The organism is Aliidiomarina sp., assembly GCF_022565475.1.
Classification (GTDB): Bacteria; Pseudomonadota; Gammaproteobacteria; order Enterobacterales; family Alteromonadaceae; genus Aliidiomarina.
This window is the reverse complement of record NZ_JAIUMR010000004.1, coordinates 109,410-132,767: the sequence shown is the minus strand read 5'-3', so window position 1 is coordinate 132,767 and position 23,358 is coordinate 109,410. Positions and strand designations below refer to the sequence as shown.

General features: G+C 50.4%; 21 protein-coding genes. 9 read left to right on the top strand and 12 right to left on the bottom strand.

The window, feature by feature from the left end:
* Positions 1-10: 10 nt before the first annotated feature.
* Positions 11-475, bottom strand: a complete 465-nt coding sequence (locus LAT77_RS05330) for a hypothetical protein (protein WP_290563523.1) — start codon at positions 473-475, stop codon at positions 11-13.
* Between the two features lie 284 nt (positions 476-759).
* On the opposite strand from LAT77_RS05330, the gene LAT77_RS05325 reads away from it, so the two are divergent.
* Both LAT77_RS05325 and LAT77_RS05320 read left to right on the top strand, forming a co-directional pair.
* A complete protein-coding gene (locus LAT77_RS05325; protein ID WP_290563522.1) occupies positions 760-3,288 on the top strand; it encodes a zinc-dependent metalloprotease in 2,529 nt (842 codons plus the stop codon).
* 38 nt (positions 3,289-3,326) lie between these two features.
* Complete coding sequence (locus LAT77_RS05320; RefSeq protein ID WP_290563521.1) at positions 3,327-4,529, top strand: Nramp family divalent metal transporter; 1,203 nt, start codon at positions 3,327-3,329, stop codon at positions 4,527-4,529.
* Positions 4,530-4,729: 200 nt separating this feature from the next.
* Here LAT77_RS05320 and LAT77_RS05315 read toward each other — a convergent pair whose 3' ends face one another.
* The 11 genes from LAT77_RS05315 to ampD all read right to left on the bottom strand — a co-directional run bounded on the left by LAT77_RS05315 (position 4,730) and on the right by ampD (position 17,471).
* On the bottom strand, positions 4,730-4,999 hold the full coding sequence (locus tag LAT77_RS05315; RefSeq protein WP_290563520.1) for a type II toxin-antitoxin system YafQ family toxin: 270 nt from the start codon (positions 4,997-4,999) through the stop codon (positions 4,730-4,732).
* Complete coding sequence (locus LAT77_RS05310; protein WP_290563519.1) at positions 4,986-5,270, bottom strand: type II toxin-antitoxin system RelB/DinJ family antitoxin; 285 nt, start codon at positions 5,268-5,270, stop codon at positions 4,986-4,988. Before LAT77_RS05310 ends, LAT77_RS05315 begins: the two co-directional genes overlap by 14 nt.
* 273 nt (positions 5,271-5,543) lie before the next feature.
* Complete coding sequence (locus LAT77_RS05305) at positions 5,544-7,637, bottom strand: M13 family metallopeptidase (protein WP_290563518.1); 2,094 nt, start codon at positions 7,635-7,637, stop codon at positions 5,544-5,546.
* Between the two features lie 126 nt (positions 7,638-7,763).
* A complete protein-coding gene (gene ribA, locus LAT77_RS05300; RefSeq protein WP_290563517.1) occupies positions 7,764-8,357 on the bottom strand; it encodes a GTP cyclohydrolase II in 594 nt (197 codons plus the stop codon).
* Positions 8,358-8,529: 172 nt separating this feature from the next.
* Positions 8,530-9,039 carry a hypothetical protein gene (locus LAT77_RS05295; RefSeq protein WP_290563516.1) on the bottom strand — a complete coding sequence of 170 codons (510 nt, stop codon included), beginning with the start codon at positions 9,037-9,039 and terminating at the stop codon, positions 8,530-8,532.
* Positions 9,040-9,270: 231 nt separating this feature from the next.
* On the bottom strand, positions 9,271-10,695 hold the full coding sequence (gene lpdA / locus LAT77_RS05290; protein WP_290563515.1) for a dihydrolipoyl dehydrogenase: 1,425 nt from the start codon (positions 10,693-10,695) through the stop codon (positions 9,271-9,273).
* Positions 10,696-10,800: 105 nt separating this feature from the next.
* Positions 10,801-12,492, bottom strand: coding sequence for a dihydrolipoyllysine-residue acetyltransferase (gene aceF, locus LAT77_RS05285; protein ID WP_290563514.1), 1,692 nt, complete (start codon positions 12,490-12,492; stop codon positions 10,801-10,803).
* 10 nt (positions 12,493-12,502) lie between these two features.
* The gene (gene aceE / locus LAT77_RS05280) at positions 12,503-15,169 is read right to left on the bottom strand and encodes a pyruvate dehydrogenase (acetyl-transferring), homodimeric type (protein WP_290563513.1); all 2,667 of its coding nucleotides are present in this window, start codon (positions 15,167-15,169) and stop codon (positions 12,503-12,505) included.
* 9 nt (positions 15,170-15,178) lie between these two features.
* On the bottom strand, positions 15,179-15,949 hold the full coding sequence (gene pdhR, locus LAT77_RS05275) for a pyruvate dehydrogenase complex transcriptional repressor PdhR (RefSeq protein WP_290563512.1): 771 nt from the start codon (positions 15,947-15,949) through the stop codon (positions 15,179-15,181).
* A gap of 151 nt (positions 15,950-16,100) precedes the next feature.
* Positions 16,101-16,895: a regulatory signaling modulator protein AmpE gene (gene ampE, locus LAT77_RS05270; RefSeq protein WP_290563511.1), complete on the bottom strand. Its 795-nt coding sequence runs from the start codon at positions 16,893-16,895 to the stop codon at positions 16,101-16,103.
* Positions 16,896-16,919: 24 nt separating this feature from the next.
* Positions 16,920-17,471 (bottom strand): 1,6-anhydro-N-acetylmuramyl-L-alanine amidase AmpD, encoded by a 552-nt coding sequence (gene ampD / locus LAT77_RS05265; RefSeq protein ID WP_290563510.1) that lies wholly within the window; start codon positions 17,469-17,471, stop codon positions 16,920-16,922.
* Positions 17,472-17,579: 108 nt separating this feature from the next.
* Between ampD and LAT77_RS05260 the strand changes: the two genes are divergently transcribed.
* The 7 genes from LAT77_RS05260 to coaE all read left to right on the top strand — a co-directional run bounded on the left by LAT77_RS05260 (position 17,580) and on the right by coaE (position 23,357).
* Positions 17,580-18,095, top strand: coding sequence for a TIGR02281 family clan AA aspartic protease (locus LAT77_RS05260; protein WP_290563509.1), 516 nt, complete (start codon positions 17,580-17,582; stop codon positions 18,093-18,095).
* Between the two features lie 28 nt (positions 18,096-18,123).
* Positions 18,124-19,005 carry a carboxylating nicotinate-nucleotide diphosphorylase gene (nadC, locus tag LAT77_RS05255; RefSeq protein WP_290563508.1) on the top strand — a complete coding sequence of 294 codons (882 nt, stop codon included), beginning with the start codon at positions 18,124-18,126 and terminating at the stop codon, positions 19,003-19,005.
* Positions 19,006-19,138: 133 nt separating this feature from the next.
* Positions 19,139-19,657 (top strand): prepilin-type N-terminal cleavage/methylation domain-containing protein, encoded by a 519-nt coding sequence (locus LAT77_RS05250; RefSeq protein ID WP_290563507.1) that lies wholly within the window; start codon positions 19,139-19,141, stop codon positions 19,655-19,657.
* 22 nt (positions 19,658-19,679) lie between these two features.
* Positions 19,680-20,684, top strand: coding sequence for an ATPase, T2SS/T4P/T4SS family (locus LAT77_RS05245; protein ID WP_290563506.1), 1,005 nt, complete (start codon positions 19,680-19,682; stop codon positions 20,682-20,684).
* Positions 20,677-21,849 carry a type II secretion system F family protein gene (locus tag LAT77_RS05240; protein ID WP_290563505.1) on the top strand — a complete coding sequence of 391 codons (1,173 nt, stop codon included), beginning with the start codon at positions 20,677-20,679 and terminating at the stop codon, positions 21,847-21,849. The genes LAT77_RS05245 and LAT77_RS05240 overlap by 8 nt, the downstream gene beginning before the upstream one ends.
* Before the next feature lie 30 nt (positions 21,850-21,879).
* Positions 21,880-22,740: an A24 family peptidase gene (locus LAT77_RS05235; protein WP_290563504.1), complete on the top strand. Its 861-nt coding sequence runs from the start codon at positions 21,880-21,882 to the stop codon at positions 22,738-22,740.
* On the top strand, positions 22,737-23,357 hold the full coding sequence (gene coaE / locus LAT77_RS05230; RefSeq protein WP_290563503.1) for a dephospho-CoA kinase: 621 nt from the start codon (positions 22,737-22,739) through the stop codon (positions 23,355-23,357). The genes LAT77_RS05235 and coaE overlap by 4 nt, the downstream gene beginning before the upstream one ends.
* The last annotated feature ends 1 nt before the right edge of the window (position 23,358 follow it).

Here is a 23,358-nt window from a genome sequence, read left to right as displayed (position 1 = left end):
CACAGTTTGGTTAGGCAATAATCGGGGGTTTCGTGGCCTGCACGAGGAGCAGCGAATAGTCGGGAACAGAACCTTGAATTGCGAATTCAATGAGAATGGGCGAGGCTATATTCAAGCCAGTCAGCGCCGCCATACAACCGTGGCCGACGGACAGGCAATGACCACAGTCCACTGGGCAATTTAAATAACACGCACTGTCTTGGTCACAACAGTCGTGCAGGGTTGTTTCTACATGATCAGTTGTCGCTTCGGCTTCTATGGCCGGCTTGTCCGCGCGCTGAGCCGCCATCTTCGCCATTAATTCACAATGCTCTTCATCAGCTAAGCTTTGCATGTCCGTTGCATGATGGGTGTCAGTCGCGGCTGCCACAGGCAATATATGCGGCGCACTCGCCAGTGCGCCACCGGCAAACGGCAGCGTCACTAGTGCACTCAGAACTAAAATTACCAGCCAAAACTGGCCATTTAACCGCATGTTTCGCTCCTGAATTAACAGAAAGAGCATAGACTTCTGCTATCTGAAAGTAAAGAATTCGCTGCGCTGAATATCGACAAAACTTGACCAAACCAACACGAAAGCCGTCACAGCGTTAAAAATCCCAGCACTTGGTCGCCCTATTCATTCATTTACCGCAAATTCAGATTTGTTTACCCTTTATTTTTGTTTATTCGGTTAAGTTATCGTTAGAATCGAACGGTTAAATCCTAAACACACACAACAAAGGCTGCATTGAACGGCCATATGCAGGGAACTCAAAGATGAAGAAAACATTGATTGCGACAACACTTGCCGCATTACTTGTGACTCCTTTGGTTTACGCCGAAGAAGCTAAAGAAAATGGCGAGAAGAAAGAAGAAGAGAAAAGTTATTCGGATCTCATCAAAGATCTTGATGCGCACGAAGGTCTATTCAACCTTTATCAAGATCCGAAAACCGGAAAAATGCAATTCTCGATTGCAGACGAGCAACTGGACAAGCCGTTCCTTTACTTTGCCACCACGGTTGACGGTGTTGTTGAAGCGGGTCATTTCCGTGGCAACTACCGGGAAACGAAAGTCGTTGAGTTCCGTCGTTATTTCGACCGTATCGACATTGTTGTGCTCAACAACAACTTCCACTTTGACGAAGACAGTGCGTTACATCGCGCGAAAGACGCCAACATCAGCGAAGCGACCGTCGCGTCGTTGAAAATCAAGAAAGAAGCTGACGGCCGTATTCTCCTCGACGCCGATGAGCTATTCCTGAGTGAAGCATTGCACCGGGTGTCGCCATGGGCACGCCCAGGCGGAAACCAAGGCCCTTCGTTCTCATTAGGTAACCTAAACCGCAATCAATCACGTGTCGTGAACAAACGTGCGTACCCGAACAATATGGACGTGGTCGTTGATTATGTATTCAATAACCAAAACCCGACCGTTCGTGGCTCGAATGCAGTGACTGACCCGCGTTCAATTTCAATTAAGCTGCAGCACTCGTTTATTGCGCTGCCAGAGAATGACTTCCAACCGCGTCGTGCCGACGCCCGTGTTGGTTATTTCGGTCAGCAGGTCACCAACATGACTACCGCCGACTGGACACCGTTTAACGACGTCATCAACCGTTGGAACTTAGTCAAAAAAGATCCAGATGCAGCGATGTCTGAGCCAGTACAGCCGATTGTTTGGTGGATTGAAAACACAACGCCAGTTGAATGGCGTGACACTGTCGCTGAAGGTATTTTGGCTTGGAACAAAGCATTTGAAGCAGCTGGCTTCATCAATGCCATCGAAGTTCGCGTGCAGCCGGATGACGCCGAGTGGGATGCTGGTGACATTAACTATAACGTCGTGCGTTGGACCTCATCACCACGTCCTCCGTTTGGTGGCTATGGCCCATCGTTAGCGAACCCGCTGACCGGCGAGCTCATCGCAGCTGACATCATGATGGAATACGTCTACATGAGTAACCGTTGGATGGAGCACGAAATTTTTGCTGACGACGCCTATGGTTTAGGGCATCAACATGACGAAAATGGCTTGTATTGTAGCCAAGGTCATTTGATCCATTCGAACCTGATCGCCGGCCGCGCCATGGCGGACTTACTCGGTAACGAGTCAATCGAAGACAACGAACTACTGCGTCAAGGTATGGTTCACGTTATTCTCCACGAAGTCGGCCACACGTTAGGCTTAAACCACAACATGAAAGCATCGATTTTGTGGGACGAGAATGAAGTGCATGACGCGTCATTAACGCAAGGTGTGCTCACTGGCTCAGTGATGGATTATGCGCCGGTAAACATTGCACCACCGGGCGTGGAGCAAGGTGACTTTTACCAGTACGTGGTTGGTCCTTACGACGTTTGGGCTATCGAGTATGGTTACAGCCCAGCGCTTGACGACGCTGACGCTGAAGAAGCACGCTTAGAAGCGATTTTAAGCCGCTCACACGAACACGGTTTAGCGTTCGGTAACGACGCCGATGACATGCGTGCACCTGGCCGTCATATCGACCCACAAGTCATGATTGGTGACATGTCTTCAAACCCAGTGGCATATGCACTTGGTCGCTTTGAAGTCGTCAACCACACCCTCGATAACTTGCTTGAGCGTACTCGCGTTGATGGTCGTTCGCATCAGCGCACCGCGACGACTGCTGGCCGTTTGTTTGGTCAGTACTCCAGCCAAGCAGGCGTGATTTCACGTCAAATCGGTGGTGTCTACGTTGAGCGTGCCGTGGTTGGTCAAGGCGCTGATGCCAAGCCATTTACTCCGGTACCGCGCGAGCGTCAAAAAGCTGCGATGCAAGCGCTGAAAGATCACGTCTTTGCACCGGATGTTTTGCACCGTATGGAACCTGTTCTTGCCTACATGCAGAATGAGCGTCGTTTCTTCAACCACTCAGGTAACAACGAAGATCCGAAGTTCCACAGCATGGTCTTGAACATGCAGCGCAATGTCTTTAATCACCTGCTCCACCCTTGGGTATTGCAGCGGATTACTGACAGCACGCGTTACGGCAACGAATACTCATTGCATGAAGTCATGGGTGACCTGACTGACGCGGTGTTCCAAGCCAACAAGCCAATGACCACCACCAGTAAAAACCTGCAAATTGAGTATGTTAATCGCTTACTGAATGTTGCTGGTTTCGAAGGTAGCGGAAGCTATGACAACCTGAGCAAAGTGGCAGCAACTGCGCAATTAAACCGCATTCGTGCGATGCGTGCGCCACGTCGTTCAGACTTTGAAGCAACCGCACATTACGACTATATTAAACGTATTATCGATAACGCGTTTAATAGCTAAGATTGTCCAAGTGACAGTCGCAGCATAAGGATGGCTTAATGCTGAAACTTGGACCTGCCACATTAGTCGCCGCGGCCTTTATCGGCCCCGGCACTGTGGTTACCGCCTCAGTGGCAGGGGCAAGTTTCGGTTATGCATTGGTTTGGGCGCTCGCCTTTGCAATAGTAGCCACCATGATTCTGCAAGAAATGTCCGCTCGGGTCGGTGTTGTGACGCAACGCGGCTTGGGCGAAAACTTGCGAACGGTGATTGAGCGCCCTTCTTTACGCCTCCCTTTTTATATTCTTGTCATTGCCGCCGTAGTGATTGGCAATGCTGCCTATCAAGGTGGCAATCTTACCGGCGCCAGCATCGGTGCTGAAGGTCTTCTCGGTACACATTCATTTTCTTTTAATTTATGGGCTATGGTCATCGGCGTCATTGCCGTGATCGTGCTCTGGCAAGGCAAGTACAAAACCGTCGAGCGCACGCTGATTGGTCTAGTCATGCTCATGAGCGTCGCGTTTTTAATTACCTTTTTTCTAACTCGCCCCGATTGGTTAGCCCTGGTGCGCGGGTTTGTGCCGCGTATTCCAGACGGCGGCGCTTTAACTATGATGGCGCTGATTGGCACGACGATTGTGCCCTATGCGTTGTTTTTACACGCCGACAGTGCCCGTGAGCGTTGGCAACACACGGAAACCAAACAAGCCTTACGCGAAGCGCGTGCTGACATCGCCACTTCGATTCCGATTGGTGGCTTGATTACTTTAGCGATTCTTTCAACCTCCGCTTCGGCGTTTTTCGTTCACCAACTCACCATTCAAGGGCCTGCGGATTTGGCGCAGTCGATCGAACCCGTGTTTGGTCGTTTTGCCGGTATGCTGATGGGGGCTGGCTTATTTGCCGCTGGGATTTCTTCCGCTATTACAGCGCCATTAGCCTCCGCCTATGCTCTAACTGGCATTTTGGGTTGGTCGCGGGAGCTCAACGGTAAAGGTTTTCGTGCGGTTTGGTTGGGGATTATTCTGATTGGCGTGACGCTATCGTCACTAGAAATTCGTCCGTTAACACTGATTCTTTTTGCGCAAGTCACCAACGGCCTGCTACTGCCGCTTATTGCTTTGTTCCTGCTGCTTGCTGTCAATCACCGCGCTATGGGGCAGTATCGCAACAACCGTAATCAAAACCTCCTGGGCTTCATCGTCTTCCTATTTGCCTGCCTACTCTGCGCCCGCACCCTCTGGTTCGCGTTCAACTGATGGGCTTAGGTTGTGAGGCTGGGCCTAGCTTCGCTGGCACGGACACCTTCCCAGAGACGCCGTGAATACATCCATGTAGGCTTGGATGCCGCATCCCTGCGGCATACACTCTGTGAAGGCGTCCGCACCACCTCGCTGCCTCAGCCTTAATCGCCTAACTGAGCCTACTCGCTGGAGAACAGCAATATTTGAGAGGCTACTTAGAATAATTCACTATGTGAGCCAATACGCGCTAATTGAAGAGAGTTACCACTGACTCGATAGATTAAAACAAGATCGGGTTTAATATGACAGTCTCGAAAACCGCTCCAATCACCAGAAAGTGAATGGTCTACAAACTTATCAGCCAGAGGCTTTTTTTGCTGGAGCCGCGAAATAACATGTCCAACCTCCAATATGTCTTCAATCGGCCTTTTTGTGATCTTTTTAAAATCTCTTTTAAATTGTGATGTGTATTCAATTCGAAGCATGCTTTACTTTTCCATCGGTCAATTCAGAAATCATTTCATTAACCGATGTCGCTTCTTGACCGTTCCCTTCAAGTAGCTCGCGCATAGCAGCCTGTGTCGTTACATTAGGTTGACGCGTTCTAATTTCAAACGGAATACCGCCATGATTAATCACAGCTCGCGCAAAGAGCTTTAAAGCCTGCGACGGGCTAAGACCAACTTCATCACAGATCTCTATGAAAGCAACTTTAGTTTCATGGTCGATTCGAGTACTTAACATGTCGCTCTTCATCTAAAACGCCTCCGCATGAAATAAGAAAATAAAATTCTGTGCAACAATATATGACAATGTAACACAGAATTGCAAATTCAAATAGTAATCTAATGCTGGATTTTCATACAAAAAAAGCCGGTTCCTATAAAGGCACCGGCCCAGTCTATCGGAGCGCAGTCAGAAGCCTCGATAACAAGGCGGAATCGGGGCAATTGAAGGAGCGTACACGTAAGTACGTGACTGATTGCGCACCGATTCCAACGCCGTTGGCGAGGAATTCTGACAAGCGACCTACCAGAGGATGACGCGTTGGTCTTCTGGCAAATACATCCCATCCCCTTCCTGCACATCAAAGGCCTCGTAGAAACCTGGGATGTTGCGCGGGGCACCGAGTGCACGGTACTTGCCTGGGGCGTGTGGGCCTCGGGCTAGTTGTGCGCGCATGGCGTCGTCGCGGAACTTAATTTTCCAGATTTGCGCCCAGCTGATAAAGAAGCGCTGTTCGCCGGTGAAGCCGTCCATTTCTGGTGAAGGCTGGCCGTCGAGTGATTTCTGGTAAGCGCGGAATGCGCTTAACAAGCCGACGTGGTCACCGATGTTTTCGCCCAGTGAGACACGGCCGTCGACATTCATGCCGGGTAGTGGCTCGAACTGTGAGTACTGTTCGACCAGTTTGCCGGTGAGTGCTTCGAATTGCTCACGATCTTGGTCGGTCCACCAGTTACGCAGGTTGCCGTCGCCGTCGTAGCGTGAGCCTTGGTCGTCAAATCCATGACCGATTTCGTGACCGATAACGGCACCGATACCGCCGTAGTTGACTGCGTCTTCGGCATTCATGTCAAAGAATGGCGGTTGCAGGATACCCGCTGGGAAGACGATTTCGTTGGCGGTTGGGCTATAGTAAGCGTTTACGGTTTGTGGTGACATGCCCCAACGCGTGCGGTCGACTGGCTGGCCGAGATCTTCGATATTGCGGTCGTAACCAAAGTTAGCGACGCGAATCGTGTTACCAATTAAATCATTCGGCTGAATATCCAGCTCTGAGTAGTCGCGCCAAACGTCTGGGTAACCAATTTTCGGGGTGAATTTAGCGAGCTTGTCGAGCGCCATCACTTTCGTGTCTGGGGTCATCCATTCGAGTTCTTCGATGGACTCTTCCATGGCAATCAGTAAGTTGTCGATCAATTCACCCATCCGCGCTTTCGCTTCTGGTGGGAAGTGACGTGCTACGTATTCTTGACCTAAGACTTCACCGAGTGCACCGTTGGTCGCTTGCACGCCACGTTTCCAACGCTCTTGCTGCTCTGGCGTACCGCTTAGGGTGGTCGAGTAGAAGTCAAACTGGATGTCAGCGAGGCGACTATGCAGACGCGAAGCAAAGCTACCGATCAGGCGAACTTGTAAGTAGTCCTTCCAAGTTTCGAGATCAACGTCGTTATACATTTGGCCTAGCGCTTCAATGTATGACGGCGTATTAACGATAATGTATTCAGCGTGATCAACACCTGAAAGTTCAGCGATCGCGTCGTAGTCGATGTCACCCATCAGGGCGCGGACTTCGTCGATGGTCATTTTGTTATAACGCGCTTCGGCGTCACGAATTTCTAAACGTGTCCAATGATGCTCTGCAAGCTGGTGCTCGAGATCATAAATGCGCTGGGCTGCATCGGCAGCATTTTCGTGGCCCGCTTCGGTGAGGATTGCCTCTAAATATTCAACGTATTTGGCACGGATATTGGCAAAATCTTCACTGTCACGGAAGTAGTAATCACGGTCTGGTAAACCCAAACCTGATTGACTCATGTGAAGCGCGTAGATCTCAGGATCTTTGGCATCGGTTGACACATACATACTGAATGGGCCACCCAGTCCGTCACGACGCATGGATGCGAGTGTGGTCGTCAGTTCTTGATGGCTAGAAATGCCGGCAATACGGTCAAGCATCGGCAGAATCGGGGTAATTCCGAGCTCTTCGATCAACTCTTCATTCATGAATGACGCGTAGAAATCACCGATTTTTTGCTCGTTCGTGCCGTGGGCTGCATTCGCTTCGGTCGCGTCTTCAATGATGCTCCGCAAACGAATTTCATTCTGTTCAGCGAGAATATTAAAGGCACCGTAGGTGGCACGGTCGGAAGGAATTTCGGTGTTGTTGTACCAAGTTCCGTTAACAAACATGAACAGGTCATCTTGTGGACGGACAGACATGTCGAAGTCTTCGAGCATTAAGCCGGATGTCAACTGGCGCTCTTGTTGTGCTGCTTCATACTGGGCTGATTGTTGTTCTTGCGCTGAGGATGGCGCGCTTGATTGCTGTGCTGGCGAGCACGCGGCAAGGCCAAGAGCCAATGCAACGCTCGCGGCAACTAAAGTAACCTTTTTCATAGTGGTTCCGCCTGGTTTTAACGTTTATGTATTTGTTAAAAGAATGTACAAACGGAAGTTAGTGTAAGACTTTAGCGCTGATATAGCAAAGCTCAGAGCCCTTGAAACCCTGAGCTTTACCGCAAATTACAGTAGATGACCGAATTTCTTCGTTTTTGTTGCGAGGTAGTATTCGTTATGCGGGGTTCCAGCCGTAATATGCGGGATACGTTCAACAACCTTGACGCCACACTCTGCTAGCTTTTCCAGCTTCTTCGGGTTGTTGGTCATCAAACGCAGAGATTGAACACCAAGCTGGTCAAGCATTCCCGCAGCGATATCATATTCACGCGCGTCCGGAGCGAAACCGAGGATTTCATTTGCTTCAACCGTGTCCAAGCCTTTGTCTTGTTCTGCGTAGGCACGGATTTTATTAATCAAGCCAATACCGCGGCCTTCTTGGCGTAAATAAATAATCACTCCACGGCCTTCTTTAGCAATTTTTTCCATCGCGGCTTCGAGCTGCGGACCACAGTCACAACGCTGACTAAACAAAGCATCACCGGTTAAGCACTCCGAATGTACCCGCGCCAACACCGGCTCTTCACCGGTAATATCGCCCAGCACCAGCGCAACATGCTCTTTACCTTTCGGATCTTCAAATCCAACCAAAGTAAACTCGGCAAACTGCGTGGGCAAACGCGTCTGTGCGGCAATTTTCATTTCGGCTTTGTTTGTCATGATGACTACAACTCTCAATCAACTCTGATGGCCAAGGATTATACCAGTGCAGGAGCGAAAATTCTGCTTTTTGAGTCGTTGAAAATACGATTGCGCTGATGCAAGTTTTGCGGGGTAACGATCAAAAAAGGTGCGCTCGATGCGCACCTTTTTATAGCCATCATGGCGAAGATTAATTCGTCCGTGGCAGTGGTGCGATACCCGCACCGAGCACTTGGTCAAAGAACTCACCATTACGACGACGCTCTTCTTCAAGCTGAGCTCGCGTCACACAACGCGTGGTACGCATGTGCGAACCTGTTTGGCGCTCAGACCGACAAATCACTTGTTGTGAATCATCACCCATCACCAATGCTTGTAAACGCTCATGGAGATTAAACAAACGCTGCTTCTCATCCGTGTTCATCTGTTCAATATCGGTGCGGTTGCCAATCAATGCTCGCAGATTGTCCTGAATATTATTGAACTGATTTTGTTCACGCACTGACAACCGACGCGGCTCGCCCTCTTGAATCGAAGCATGCAAGTTATCCAGGAATTCCTTGTACTCAGGAATCGATACCGTTTGTGGTTGTGTCTGCGCTGCTGCAGACGTCTGACTTGACGATGAGTCGGTTGCTGCACAGCCGCTCATCACAACGAGGCAGCATGCCGCTGCAAAAAGTTTAGTTAAATTCATCATTTTCTTTGGTCCCCCTATGAGTTGAACACCTTAACAACCTGCTAACATGCGCACAATACACAGTGACATTTTGTTACAAAATAGGCGTTCAACGATGGGTTTTCTGCGTTACAAACAACAACGCCCATCTGCTTTATCAGCAAATGGGCGTTGTACGCGAATTGCGACCGCGAATTGCGACCGCGAATTGCGTACGCGAATGACTCCGCGTTCGCAAAAAGCCTAAACGAATTACTTCTTCTTCGCTTTTTTGTTTGGCAGATCGGTAATTGAACCTTCCATTACTTCCGCCGCTAAACCGACTGATTCATGTAAAGTTGGGTGCGCATGCACAGTTAAGGCGATATCTTCTGCATCTGCGCCCATTTCAACGGCAAGACAGATTTCACCCAACAGTTCACCTGCATGTGCGCCGACCATAGCACCACCAAGAATGCGGTGCGTTTCTTTATCGAAAATCAGCTTGGTAAAGCCGTCGGTTGCGCCAGAGGCAATCGCCCGACCTGAAGCAGACCATGGGAACACAGCCGTTTCAATGGCAATGCCCTGCTCTTTCGCTTCTTTTTCAGTCAAACCTGCCCACGCAACTTCTGGATCCGTGTAGGCAATTGACGGAATCACTTTCGGGTCAAAGAAATGCTTCTTGCCGGAAATCACTTCCGCAGCAACATGACCTTCATGCACGGCTTTATGCGCAAGCATTGGTTGACCGACGATATCACCGATCGCGAAGATATGGTCAACGTTCGTGCGTAATTGCTTATCGACTTCGATGAAGCCACGGTCCGTCACATTAACACCCGCTTTTTCGGCACCAATTTTCTTGCCATTCGGCGTACGGCCAACCGCAACCAGTACCGCGTCATATTTAACCGGCTTCTCTGGTGCGTTTTTGCCTTCGAAGGTGACTTCAATACCGTCTTTCTTCGCTTCAACCTTCGTGACTTTCGTTTCCAGCATGATGTTGTCAAACTTCGACTTCATCGACTTGGTAAACACTTTAATTAAGTCTTTGTCAGCGGCTGGGATTAATTGGTCCATGAACTCGACGACATCAAGTTTTGAGCCCAATGCGCTGTATACACAGCCCATTTCCAAACCGATAATGCCACCGCCCAGAATCAACATCTTTTTCGGTACGAACGGCAACTCAAGCGCATCGGTTGAGTCCCAAATACGGTCGTCATCATGCGGAATAAACGGCAATTCAACCGGCTGTGAACCGGCAGCGATAATCGCGTTTTCGAATTTGATAACAGTTTCTTCGTCGCCCGAAACTTTCAGCTCATTTGCGCCCGTGAACTCACCTTTACCGGTGACTACTTCCACTTTCCGCATTTTTGACATTTGGCCTAAGCCGCCAGTCAACTGACCGATTACTTTTTCTTTGTGCGCACGCACTTTGTCTAAGTCAATTTTTGGCTCAGCAAAAGTTACGCCTGCATCACCTAAATGCTTCGCATCTTCAATGTGCTTCGCTAAGTGCAGCAGCGCTTTTGAAGGAATACAGCCGACGTTCAAACAAACACCGCCAAGGCTTTTATAACGCTCGACCAGAACGACTTCCAGACCTAAGTCAGCGGCACGGAATGCTGCTGAATAACCACCTGGTCCGCCACCTAAAACGACGACCTGTGTTTTAATTTCGTTGCTCATGTTGACCCCTATTGTTTACCGCTAGCTGCTGCGCCAGCAATACAATTCAAATTTCGCGCAATATTGTACCGAGAAAATCTCGGTACGTCTTGTCTCTCAGCCCGATTAGAGGATGATTTTACGCAAATCCGCCAAGACTTGGCTTAAGTACACAGTGAACCGTGCTGCAACGGCGCCGTCAATCACACGATGGTCGTATGACAAGCTTAACGGCAGCATCAGACGCGGCTCAAACTCTTTACCATTCCAAACCGGCTTCATTTCACTTTTCGACACGCCCAAAATGGCCACTTCAGGTGCATTAACGATTGGCGTAAAGGCTGTTCCACCAATACCACCTAAGCTTGAAATCGACATACAGCCTCCCTGCATGTCGGCGGCCTTTAATTTACCGTCACGCGCACGCAAACTGACATCGGCCAGTTCTTTGGTGAGCTCCGTGATGCCTTTCTTGTCAACGTCACGAATCACCGGTACAACCAGACCATTTGGTGTATCGACTGCAATCCCGATATGAATGTATTTCTTCATAATCAAGTGTTCACCGTCTTCATGCAGCGACGAGTTGAACACGGGGAACTCCGCCAGCGCTTTCGCCAAGGCCTTCATGATAAAGACCAGCGGCGTAAACTTCACATCTGACTTACGTTTCGCCAGTTGCTCATTCTCGCTTTTACGGAACGCTTCGAGTTCGGTAATGTCCGCTTCATCGAATTGCGTCACGTGCGGGATGGTCACCCAATTACGGTGTAAGTTCGGCCCAGAGATGCGCTGAATTCGCGTCATCTCTACTTTTTCAATGTCACCAAACTTGCTGAAGTCCACTTTCGGCTGCGCGATCACTTGCAAGCCACCTTCGCCACCAGTACTTGGCGCTGACGATGCTTTTGGACGTGACAATTCGTACTTCACATAATCCTGCACGTCTTCTTTCAAAACGCGGTTCTTCGGACCAGAACCGTTCACTTTTGACAGGTCGACACCAAACTCGCGCGCCACTCGACGCACCGCTGGCGACGCATGGACAAGACCTTCTTCCTTACCTTTACGCCCCAATGGATGATCGGGAACTGGCGGATCGCGACGTTCGCTGCGGCTGCTTTCTGCCGATTTCGCGTCGTCCTCGGTACGCTCTGCCTTGGGCTCGTCAGCTGTGCTCGATGCTGACTCATCTTCGGCGTCATCGTCGTCGGCACTGGCAATCTCAAGCTCGAGCACAAGTGAGCCCTCACTTACTTTATCACCAACTTTCACCTTCAAGCTTTTCACTTTACCCGCTTGTGGGCTCGGCACATCCATCGTCGCTTTATCGGTTTCCAGCGTAATTAAGCCGTCTTCTTCAGCAACCTCATCACCTTCATTGACGAGGACTTCAATGACATCGACTTCACCCGACTCACCAATGTCCGGCACGGTGACTTCGATCACTTCCGTGCCGCCAGACGATTTCTTCGGCTTGCTTGCCTCTGGCTTGTCGTCTTTCGGCTCTTCTTTCGGCTCTTCTTTCGGTGCTTCTTGCTCTGCTTCGTCTGCTGCTGACGACTTTTCTTCGTCTTCACTTGCCGCAGCGATCAGAGCCAAGAGATCACCTTCGCTGATCTTGTCACCGACTTTCACTTTCAAGCTTTTAACGGTGCCCGCAAACGGCGCTGGGATATCCATCGACGCCTTATCGCTTTCAACCGTCACTAATGAGTCTTCTGCTTCGACGGTATCGCCTTCGCTCACTAAGATCTCAATAACTTCTACGCCTTCCCCACCAACGTCGGGAACTAAGACTTCTTTTGCATCTGCCATCATCTGCTCCTTACGCGTGTAGTGGGTTCATTTTTTCAACATCGATACCGAAATCTTTGATCGCTTTCGCCACCACTTTCTTATCGATGTCACCCGCTTTCGCCAGCTCTGCAAGTGCTGCAACAACCACATAGTGCGCATTCACTTCGAAGTGACGACGCAAGTTCTCGCGGCTGTCTGAGCGACCGAAACCGTCGGTACCTAAAACGCGATACGGTGCAGGTACCCAGGCGCGAACTTGATCCGCGTAAAGTTTGACGTAGTCCGTGGCGGCAATGACTGGGCCCTCACCTTGCTCAAGCGCTTTGGTAATGTAGGCTTGTTTCTCTTTCTTCGTTGGGTTGAGCATGTTGTAGCGCTCAACATCTAAACCATCACGCGCGAGTTCATTGAATGACGTCGCACTAAAGACTGTCGATTCAACATCGAAATCGTTGGCAAGAATGTCTGCAGCTTTGCGGACTTCTTGCAGAATCGTGCCCGAACCTAACAAGCGCACTTTACCTTTCGCTTTCTTCGCTTTGACTTTGTCAAGCTGATAGATGCCTCGTAAAATTCCTTCTTCCACACCTTCCGGCATTTCCGGTTGCTTGTAGTTTTCGTTCATAATGGTGATGTAGTAAAAGACGTTTTCCTGTTCCGCATACATGCGACGCAAGCCATCTTGCACGATCACCGCGACTTCATAACCATAGGTTGGATCATAGGTTAGACAGTTTGGTACGGTACCAAAATGCAGATGACTATGACCGTCTTGGTGCTGGAGACCTTCACCATTCAAGGTTGTGCGACCGGCAGTTCCACCCACCAAGAAACCACGTGCTTGGCTATCGCCAGCGGCCCAAACCAGATCACCAACGCGCTGGAAACCAAACATCGAGTAGTAGGTATACACCGGAATCATTGGCTCATTATTGGTCGAGTAACTGGTCGCCGCAGCAACCCAAGACGCCATCGCCCCCAGCTCGTTAATCCCTTCTTGCAACACCTGACCTTTCTTGTCTTCGCGATAATAGGCGACTTGATCGGCATCCTGCGGGGTATATTTCTGGCCTTGGCTCGAATAAATACCAACCTGGCGGAACAAACCTTCCATCCCGAACGTACGAGCTTCGTCAGGAATAATGGGCACGACACGTGAGCCGATTTTTTTGTCTTTGAGCATGGCGGTCAACACCCGCACAAAGGCCATGGTCGTTGAAATTTCGCGGTCACCTGAACCCTTCAGTACTGCATCAAACGCTTTCAATGACGGTACTTCAAGCTCTTTGTCGGTTTCGGCACGACGCACGGGCATAAAGCCACCCAGCTTTTCCCGGCGCTCACGCATGTATTTCATTTCGTCGCTGTCTTCGTCGAACTTGTAGAATGGAATGTCTTCTAACTTCTCGTCAGCGATTGGAATGTTGAAACGGTCACGGAAATGTTTAATCGCATCCATGTCCATTTTCTTCACTTGGTGAGCAACGTTTTTTCCTTCACCGGCAGCGCCCATACCATAACCTTTCACGGTTTTCGCTAGGATCACCTGTGGACGACCTTTGGTATTTACTGCTTTGTGATAGGCTGCGTACACTTTTACTGGATCGTGGCCACCACGGTTCAAACGCCAAATATCTTCGTCAGATAAGTTTGCCACCATGGCTTTGGTTTCTTCGGTTTTGCCGAAGAAATGCTCGCGGGTATACGCTCCGCCCTTGGCTTTATAATTTTGATACTCACCGTCTACGCTGGTTTGCATGATTTCCGCTAGCTTTCCTTCGGTATCACGATACAGCAGTGGATCCCAATAACGGCCCCAAATGACTTTAATCACTTCCCAGCCCGCGCCACGGAAGGTGCCTTCGAGCTCTTGAATGATTTTGCCATTACCACGTACCGGACCATCCAAACGCTGGAGGTTACAGTTAATAATAAAGGTCAAGTTATCGAGACTTTCGCGGCTAGCAAGGCCAATCGCACCTAAGCTTTCTGGCTCGTCCACTTCACCGTCACCAAGGAAACAGTAAACACGTTGATTGGAACAATCTTTAATGCCGCGATCGGTTAAATACTTTAAGAACCGCGCGGTATAGATCGCCTGCATCGGGCCTAAGCCCATCGAAACGGTCGGGAATTGCCAAAAATCAGGCATCAACTTCGGATGCGGATAAGACGAGATACCTTCACCGTCAACTTCTTGGCGGAAGCCGTCAAGCTGTTCTTCGGTAATCCGACCTTCGAGGAATGCGCGGGCATAGATACCCGGTGACGCGTGACCTTGGATAAATAGGAAATCACCACCATCATCGCCTGGCGCACGGAAAAAGTGGTTAAAGCCAACATCATAAAGCATGGCCGATGAGGCGAAACTGGAAATGTGACCACCGAGCTCAAGCTCTTTCTTCGACGCCCGTAGTACCATGGCTAAGGCGTTCCAACGAATGGCCGCACGGATTCGTGCTTCCAAGGTGTGATCGCCTGGCATCACCGGCTCTTGGCTCACAGGAATCGTATTTAAGTAAGCGGTAGTCGGCTGATAAGGCAAGTACGCGCCACTACGACGGGCTTTATCAATCAGCTGCTCTAAGAGGAAATGCGCGCGCTCTGGACCTTCAGCGTCGAGCACTGCTTCTAAGGAGTCTAGCCACTCCTGCGTTTCCTGTTGGTCGATATCGTGTTGATCTAAATCTGCCATAATGATTCCTTACTTCTCCAGTGGAGTCGATAAAGGTTCACTCCGCCGCAACGCGCGTTGCAGCCGGGTGTGTTCCCGATTCAGGTGTAATAACGTTCGTTCGATGTAGGCTAAGTGCTGATGACAAGCGTCGCGTGCTTGTTCCGGCTCACGCGCAATAATGGCATCAACAATGCCTTGGCGATGTACTTGCAATTGTTGGCGCACATCGCTGCGCTCCGACAAGACTTGCAAATTACGGCGCATATTTTCTTTCAATAAATCACGCATTCCGCGCACTAAATGGAGCAGAACGACATTGTGTGAGGCTTCAGCAATACTCGTGTAAAACTGCATGAGTGCTTCGGCTTGCTGATCAATCGTCTGCTCAGCCACCTGGCTGATCTGCGCAAAGCTCTGAGCAATATGTTGCAGGTCCGAATCCGTTCCACGCATGGCCGCATAGAAAGCCGACACGCCCTCAAGGGCATGACGAAATTCGAGTAAATCAAATTGCGACTCGGGATGGCGAGCGAGCAACTCAAACAAGGGCTCACTCACTTGTTGATCCAGCGCGCCAGCAACGTAGGTTCCACCACCTTGGCGCCGATTCACTAGGCCTTTGACTTCAAGCTTTTGAATGGCTTCTCGCAACGATGGCCGCGAGACTTGGAATTGATTCGCAAGTTCACGTTCCGATGGTAATTTTTCACCGGGACTCCAAGTACCAGAAACGATCATCGACTCAATTTGAGCGACGATAATGTCTGATAGCTTTGTCTGTGCAACTCGTTGAATCATAATTCTTTTTTGCAACCCTGTTGAAGAATCTACCGATTCCGCCTTTTATAAATTGGTCTTACCAATTTACCAAGAGCTGGTATTATAACGCTGAAACCGTTAAAAACCAATCATTCAGAGCTACCCAATTGGTCTTACCTCCTGTCGATTCTTAACTCACCCAACCCAGTAAGGTCGCGATGGCAACAACCACCAGTAATAAAATCATGGTGCGACGTGCCAAGTTGACCAGCAATTCAAGCTCTGAGGTTGGATCGTCTTCATTGATATTGGCGTCTTCGGCGGCGACAGCAATGTCACTGAGTTGCAGCTCGGACTGTTGCGGCGCGTGACCGAGTACTTTTAACCAAACCGGCATCGCCCGCGAGAAATGGCCGACCAATAGATAACCAAAACCAGCAATGCGGATCGGCAGCCAGTCGACCCAAGCCAATAAGGTTGCAAAACGCTCGGATTGGCTGCGCAACAAGCCATAGGCTAATGCGCCTGGCGCACCAAATAAAATAAACCAGAATGCGACGGCAAAATAGTAGCGAAAATTCAGCCAAATCACTTGCCGACCCAAGCTCATGCCTTCTGCTGAACTGTATTGCAGCACCTTAGCAGCGGTTTCCATCGCTTCGGTGTCTTCCCGTTGTGCAGCTAGAAAATAGTCGCGTAATGCCTGTCGCTCTGGGCGACAGCCAGTCACTAACGTGAGCACAAGAATACTGACCAACATACTCCCGAGTCCGCCATTAGCGAGCCATAACAACACCGCAAGTAACAGCGCTGGCGCAATCAGTAGCAGAGGACCAAACAAATCGTGCTCGCGCCACGACGTCAAGTTGTCTTGACCGTCGAGCCAACCATCCCAGCGCCTCGCAATAGGGTCGAGTTGCCACGCGTCTGGTGTGACGCGCAAACGTTCGATAATCAACGCAATGAACAACGAAAACACGAGCATGTTGTTTCTTCCTCTAGTTCATGGCTACCGGTGCGTAGCACATATTTTTTGATAATACGTCCAATTAAACGCCGGACCCGGATCGGTTTTGCGGCCGGGAGCAATATCTTCATGACCCACAATGCGTTCATTGCTAATCTGCGGATAGGCGTGTTGTAACGCCACTGTTACCGCCGCAAGCATGTGGTATTGTGATTCAGTGTAGGGGGTGTTGTCGGTTCCCTCAAGTTCAATACCAATGGCAAAATCGTTACAACGTTCCCTCCCTTGCCAAGACGAGACGCCGGCATGCCAAGCGCGTCGGTCGAAATCGACATATTGAATAACTTCACCGCAACGGCGAATCAAACAGTGCGCGGAGACCCGCAGGCCTGCAAGTGCCGCAAAGTCAGGGTGGGCAGCGCAGTTCAATTCGCCGAGAAATAAATCCGTGATAAACTGTCCACCAAATTGCCCAGCAGGTAAACTAATTCCGTGAATGACGAGTAAATTAATGTCAGTCGGGTCCGGACGTTCGTCATAATGCGGTGAGGCAATATAGTCCACACCTTGTAGGCGATGATTACATACCTGCATGCGGTGCTCTGTCGAAGCCATCGTTATCTGTTTCCCAGGTGCCTGCATTATCAGTGTATCTTGAGTATCAGGTTTTCCGCTAGAAAGGTAAAGCAAGAGGTCAAGCCAATGCAAACAGATCAAGACCCCAGTAAAGTCTTCGGCCGTTGGTTTAACTGGTTTTCCTGGATTGCTTTATTATTTATCCTGTATTGGTTTTTTAGTGGTCACCTTGGCCGCCAAGAAAATCCCAATCAACAAGTTAACACCTGGCACGACGGCAACGTCGCCGTGGTTGAACTCAGTCAAAACCGTGCGGGACACTACATCGCAAACGGCCACATCAATGGCCGTGAGGTCGTCTTTATGCTTGACACCGGTGCGACGCAAGTGGCGATTCCAGGCCGCATGGCGGCTCAACTCGGCGTCGAGCGCGGACCGGCAGTGCAAGTACGCACTGCGAGTGGTATTGCGACGGCCTATCGCACTGAGATCGCTGAGCTCCAACTCGGTGCTATTCGGTTGTATAATGTCGCCGCGACCATAGTTCCGGACTATGACAGCCAGCATATTTTATTAGGCATGAGCGCATTGCGCTCGCTTGAGTTTACCCAACGCGACGGCGTCTTAACCATCCGCCAATAGACGATTGGCGCGACCAACAGGAACCATCATGACCTCTGACGTGCAATTTGAAACAGCTTTGAAAAACGCCATTCCCGCCCAAGTCCAAGCCGCGTTGGCGGAAGATTTAGGCGGCTTCGCCGATGCCAGTCAAGATATCACGGCCAGTTTAATTCCTGCCGATGCACATGCACAAGCGCATTTGATTACCCGGGAACCAGGTGTCATCTGTGGCACAGAGTGGGTCAATGAGGTTTTCCGTCAGTTACAAGCAGACGGTAACGTCGAAATCGAGTGGCATGTTCAAGATGGCGACGCTGTGCAACCTGAGCAAGTACTTTGCTATTTACGTGGTCCAGCGCGGGCCTTGCTCACCGGTGAGCGCACCGCGATGAACTTTTTACAGACCTTGTCGGCGACAGCAACAGTTACCGCGGCTGCAGTTGCCCACTTGGCCGGCACCAAGACCGAACTCTTAGACACACGTAAAACCATTCCAGGCCTGCGTTTGGCACAAAAATATGCAGTGCAATGTGGCGGTGGTAAAAACCACCGAATTGGTCTATTCGATGCATTTTTAATCAAAGAAAATCACATCGCCGCCTGTGGTGGTATCGCGGCCGCGGTGCAAACGGCACGCGACAACTTCCCCGGCCGTTGGGTTGAGGTCGAAACGGAATCTCTCGCCGAACTTGAGCAAGCGTTGGCGGCCGGAGCAGACGTCATCATGCTCGATAATTTTTCTTTGGCCGATATTACCGCTGCTGTGGAACTGACCGCTGGACGGGCAAAATTGGAAGTGTCGGGCAACATCACACCCGAACGTTTAGCCGACTATGCCTCGTCTGGCGTCGATTTCATTTCCTCCGGCGCGCTGACCAAGCACATCACGGCGCTTGATTTGTCGATGCGCATTACGACCAAGCTTTAAAACTCGACCTCAAGACTCGAACTTAAAGATGTTAGGTGATCGCTGAAAACGGTCTGCAAATATAGGTAAATGCCGGTTCCTTTGCTATTGATAGTGACTCAACACTGTCAAAATAGCCAAAAGGAATCGGCTTATGTTTCTCGCAGACTCAGCATCAAAAATATCACTACGTCATCGGCATCAAATCTCAGCTCGGGGATTTACTCGGGGATTTAATCGGGGATTTAACCTAATTGAGTTGATGGTCGTGGTGGCCATTCTCGCCATTCTCAGCTCTTTTGCCATTCCAGCGTATTCCGATTATAACCAACGGGCGAAAGCGGGGGCGGCATTACTGTCACTGCAACCTTGGCAAACGGCCATTAGTCTGTGCTGGCAGATGCAAGCCTCCCTGTCCTCCTGCAGTCAATTTGGCCAGCGTGGCATTCCCGCCGTCCCCACTGAGTTACCGCAAGGGATTCAAACCTTGAGCACAGGTTCAGCCAATGCCAGCATTCTCGCTGAATTCGAGATTCCGACGCAGGCGGGAGAGCCATTAAGAGTGGAGTTGCGACCACGTATCACCAGTACACAGTTGCAGTGGCAACTGTTCTGCAATGATTATAAGGCTGACGGCAACATGCGCATTCCGCATTGTAGTGGCGCCTTGTAGTCGTGCAGCGGCGGTTTAAATTATGAACCAACTCCCCAGCGCACTCGCCAGTTTCATTACCGAGCATGCATTGAATCAATGTACCGATTTGCATCTCGAAGCAACCACGCAAGGATATCGCTGGCGAGCCCGGCGATTAGGCCAGCTGATTTTAGTGCAACACGTCACTTTGCATGAAGGCAAACGTGCACTTGCCGCGATGAAGGCAGCGGCGGCACTCGATATCACCGAACGCCATCTCCCTCAGGACGGTCGCTTCCAGTTTAGTGCGATAACCACAAGTACAGTCGAGGAAAATCATCGTAGCCCTATTCAAATTGATTGTCGTCTGAATACCGTGAATACCTTACACGGCGAAAAGCTCGTACTCAGGCTACAAGTCTTGGCCGTAGGAACCTTGCCGTTAAGCCAGCTCGGACTGTCTGAACCACAACTCGACTCCGTGCAGCAAGCGATCCAAGCAGAGCATGGGCTGATTCTGGTCACCGGAGCCACCGGCAGCGGCAAAACTCGCACCCTCTACGCCATGTTAGAGGCGATGGACAGTGCTCAACTGAACATTGTCACCGTCGAAGATCCGGTTGAAATCGCCCTCCACGGCGTCAATCAAGTACCGGTCAGTAACGCTCAGTCATTAACCTTTGCACGCGCCTTACGCGCACTTTTACGCCAAGATCCTGACGTCATCATGATTGGCGAGATCCGCGATACAGAAACTGCGCAAATTGCCTGCCAAGCGGCCCAAACCGGACACCTCGTATTAGCAACCTTGCATGCGAGCAACCCATTGAGTGCATTTATTCGCCTCCAGCAATTAGGCGTTGATTACTTTCAATTAGCCGCTTGCTTGCTGCTTTTAACCAATCAACAGTTGGTCGTGCATCAACAGAGCCGACGCGGTGTCTTTCATTTAATGAGTCGCCACGACGACCTCATTGACATCCTATTGGCGCACGAACAGGATCACTTTTGGCCTCGCCTAGCTCAGCTGTGTCAGCCTGATACAGGGAGAACACAACATGGCTAATCCGATTTGGTACCATTGGTCCGGTCTCCATCCCGAACAACATTTCTTACAGGGCGTCAGCCACGCAACTTCCGTACAGCACTTGCGCCAAACCCTTCACCAACAGAACATTCTGTTGCAAGCCCAGCGACCATTGCCGTCGTTGCGGCGTCCTGCTATCGCGGTTTGGCTCCACCTTCTGCAACAATGGCTATCACTCACCAAATCCGGCTTCGATCAGCTCCGCTGTTGGCAACATTTGCGCGATAAGAGCCGCTCGCAACAATTGGCCAGCGCGTGCCAGCAGGTTTGTCTGGGTATTCAGCAAGGACAAAGTTTGCACGAGTCGATGGCACAGTGCAGTGATGTCTTTCCAAGTTGGCTGCTCCCTTGGATCAAAAATGCTGAAGCGAGCGGCCAGCTTGCGCTCACGTTGGAACATCTGATTCAGTCGTTGCAGAGCAAAAATGAACGCGTGCGCCAGCGGCAACAAGCGCTGCGCTATCCACTTACCGTACTCGTGGTTGCTGCGCTGCTGATGGTCTTTATGTTGAAGTTTTTGGTGCCTAAGTTTGCGAATGTTTACCAAGGGATGGATGCGCAAGTCCCTGCCCTCACTGAGAACCTGATCCGCATGAGTCAGGTCTCTTGGCTCATTTTTGGTTTAGTCGCTGGTTGCGGGATCGTCGTCGGCTATCTCGTCACGATGCTTGTCCGTCGACTCCATCACACGACCTACCAGTTACCTTGGCTTGGCAAGTGGCTGAATCAACAAGTGCTGTACGACGATCTGGTGATGATTCAATTTGGCATGCAAAGCCAAATTCCATTATTAACGCTCTGTCAACAACAGGCCGAACAAAGCACAAGTCCATACTGGCGATCTCAATGGCAGCGTGCTTTCCAGCAGATGCAACAAGGGCGCTCTTGGCATAGTTGTTGGCAGTCGACCTTGGCGCCGGATCGGGTCTTGATCGCTATCGACATCGGCGAACAGAGCGGTCAGCTTTGCGAGCAAATAAGCATTGCTCTCGCCGACCTCAAAAACGATCTTATGGCGTTTGAAACACAGCTCAGTGCGACGGTACCTGCCCTGCTCTTAACTGTGGTAAGTTTGTTGACCTTGGTGATTTTACTCGCTATTTATTTACCATTATTTCAACTTGCAGGCGCAATCGCAGTATAATGGGTCAACAACAATAAAAAGGAACATGGCGTGGCAGAAATTTTAATTGTATGGCCTTGGTTTGGTTGCTTGTTTGCACTCTTTATCGGATTGTGTTTTGGCAGCTTTGGGAATGTTGTCATTGCCCGTTTGCCGAAAATGATGCAAGCACAATGGCAGCGCGATTGCGCCGAACTGACGAACAAGAACATCAGCGAACAGCCGGTTTATAATCTATCGCAACCCGCCTCGCACTGTCCTCGCTGTAAAACGCCGATTCGTTGGTACGACAATGTTCCGGTACTCAGTTATTTGCTCCTGCGCGGAAAGTGCCGCGCTTGCAAGGTCGGTATTTCGATTCGCTATCCCTTGGTCGAACTCGTCTGCGCGTTCCTTGCCGCAATAACCATCTACCATTTTGGCTTTAATACCTTAGGTTGGAGTTATGTCGTCCTGCTTTATCTGCTGGTCCTACTCACCTTAATAGACGTCGACCATATGCTCTTACCCGACCAGATCACCTTGCCTTTGCTCTGGCTCGGTCTGATTGGCAGTATCTTTTGGCTGCCAGTGACACCGACTGACGCCATTATTGGTGCCGCCGTCGGTTATCTTTTCTTGTGGTCATTATTTTGGTTATTCAAACTGGCTACCGGCAAAGAAGGCATGGGTTATGGCGACTTTAAACTATTAGCCGCCTTGGGCGCTTGGTTAGGCTGGCAGCATTTACCCTTGATCATTCTTCTCTCATCGGTGGTCGGCGCATGTTTCGGTATTCTTCAGCTCGTCGCCAAAAACTCTCGATTTGGTCAACCGATGCCGTTCGGACCCTATTTGGCGATTGCAGGTGGCATTAGCCTGTATTTTGCCGACGTCATCTACGCGTGGTATTGGAGTATCGCTATCTCATGAATACCAAACAAAAACACATCTGGGTTCTCGGCGTCACCGGCGGCATTGGTTCGGGTAAATCAACCGCCACTGATCGGTTTGCCAGCCTAGGTATTAGCGTCGTCGATGCCGACCAAGTTGCGCGCGATGTGGTTGCTGCTGGTACTCCAGCATTGCAGGCAATCGCCGAGCGCTTCGGTGATAATATACTGCAAGCGAATGGAGAACTCGACCGTGCCGCGTTGCGTGCGATCATCTTTGCCGACCCGAGCGAAAAAGCTTGGCTGAATACTCTACTCCACCCAGCCATTCGCGAACACATGCTGACTCGCATACAATCAGCACATTCGCCTTACGTGGTCTTGTCAGCACCATTGCTGCTGGAAAATGGTTTAGAACAATATACCGACCGGGTGCTTGTCATCGATGTACCCGAAGCGCTGCAAATAGAACGCACGCAGGCTCGCGATCAAGTGGACACCGACCAAATCAGTGCCATCATGGCCGCGCAATTGTCGCGAGAAGACCGCATCGCCAAAGCCGACGATATTCTCGATAATAGCGGTAGCGTAGCCGAGTTACATGCTAAAATTGACCGACTACATGAATACTATTTAAGGATTGCCTTATCATCCTGAG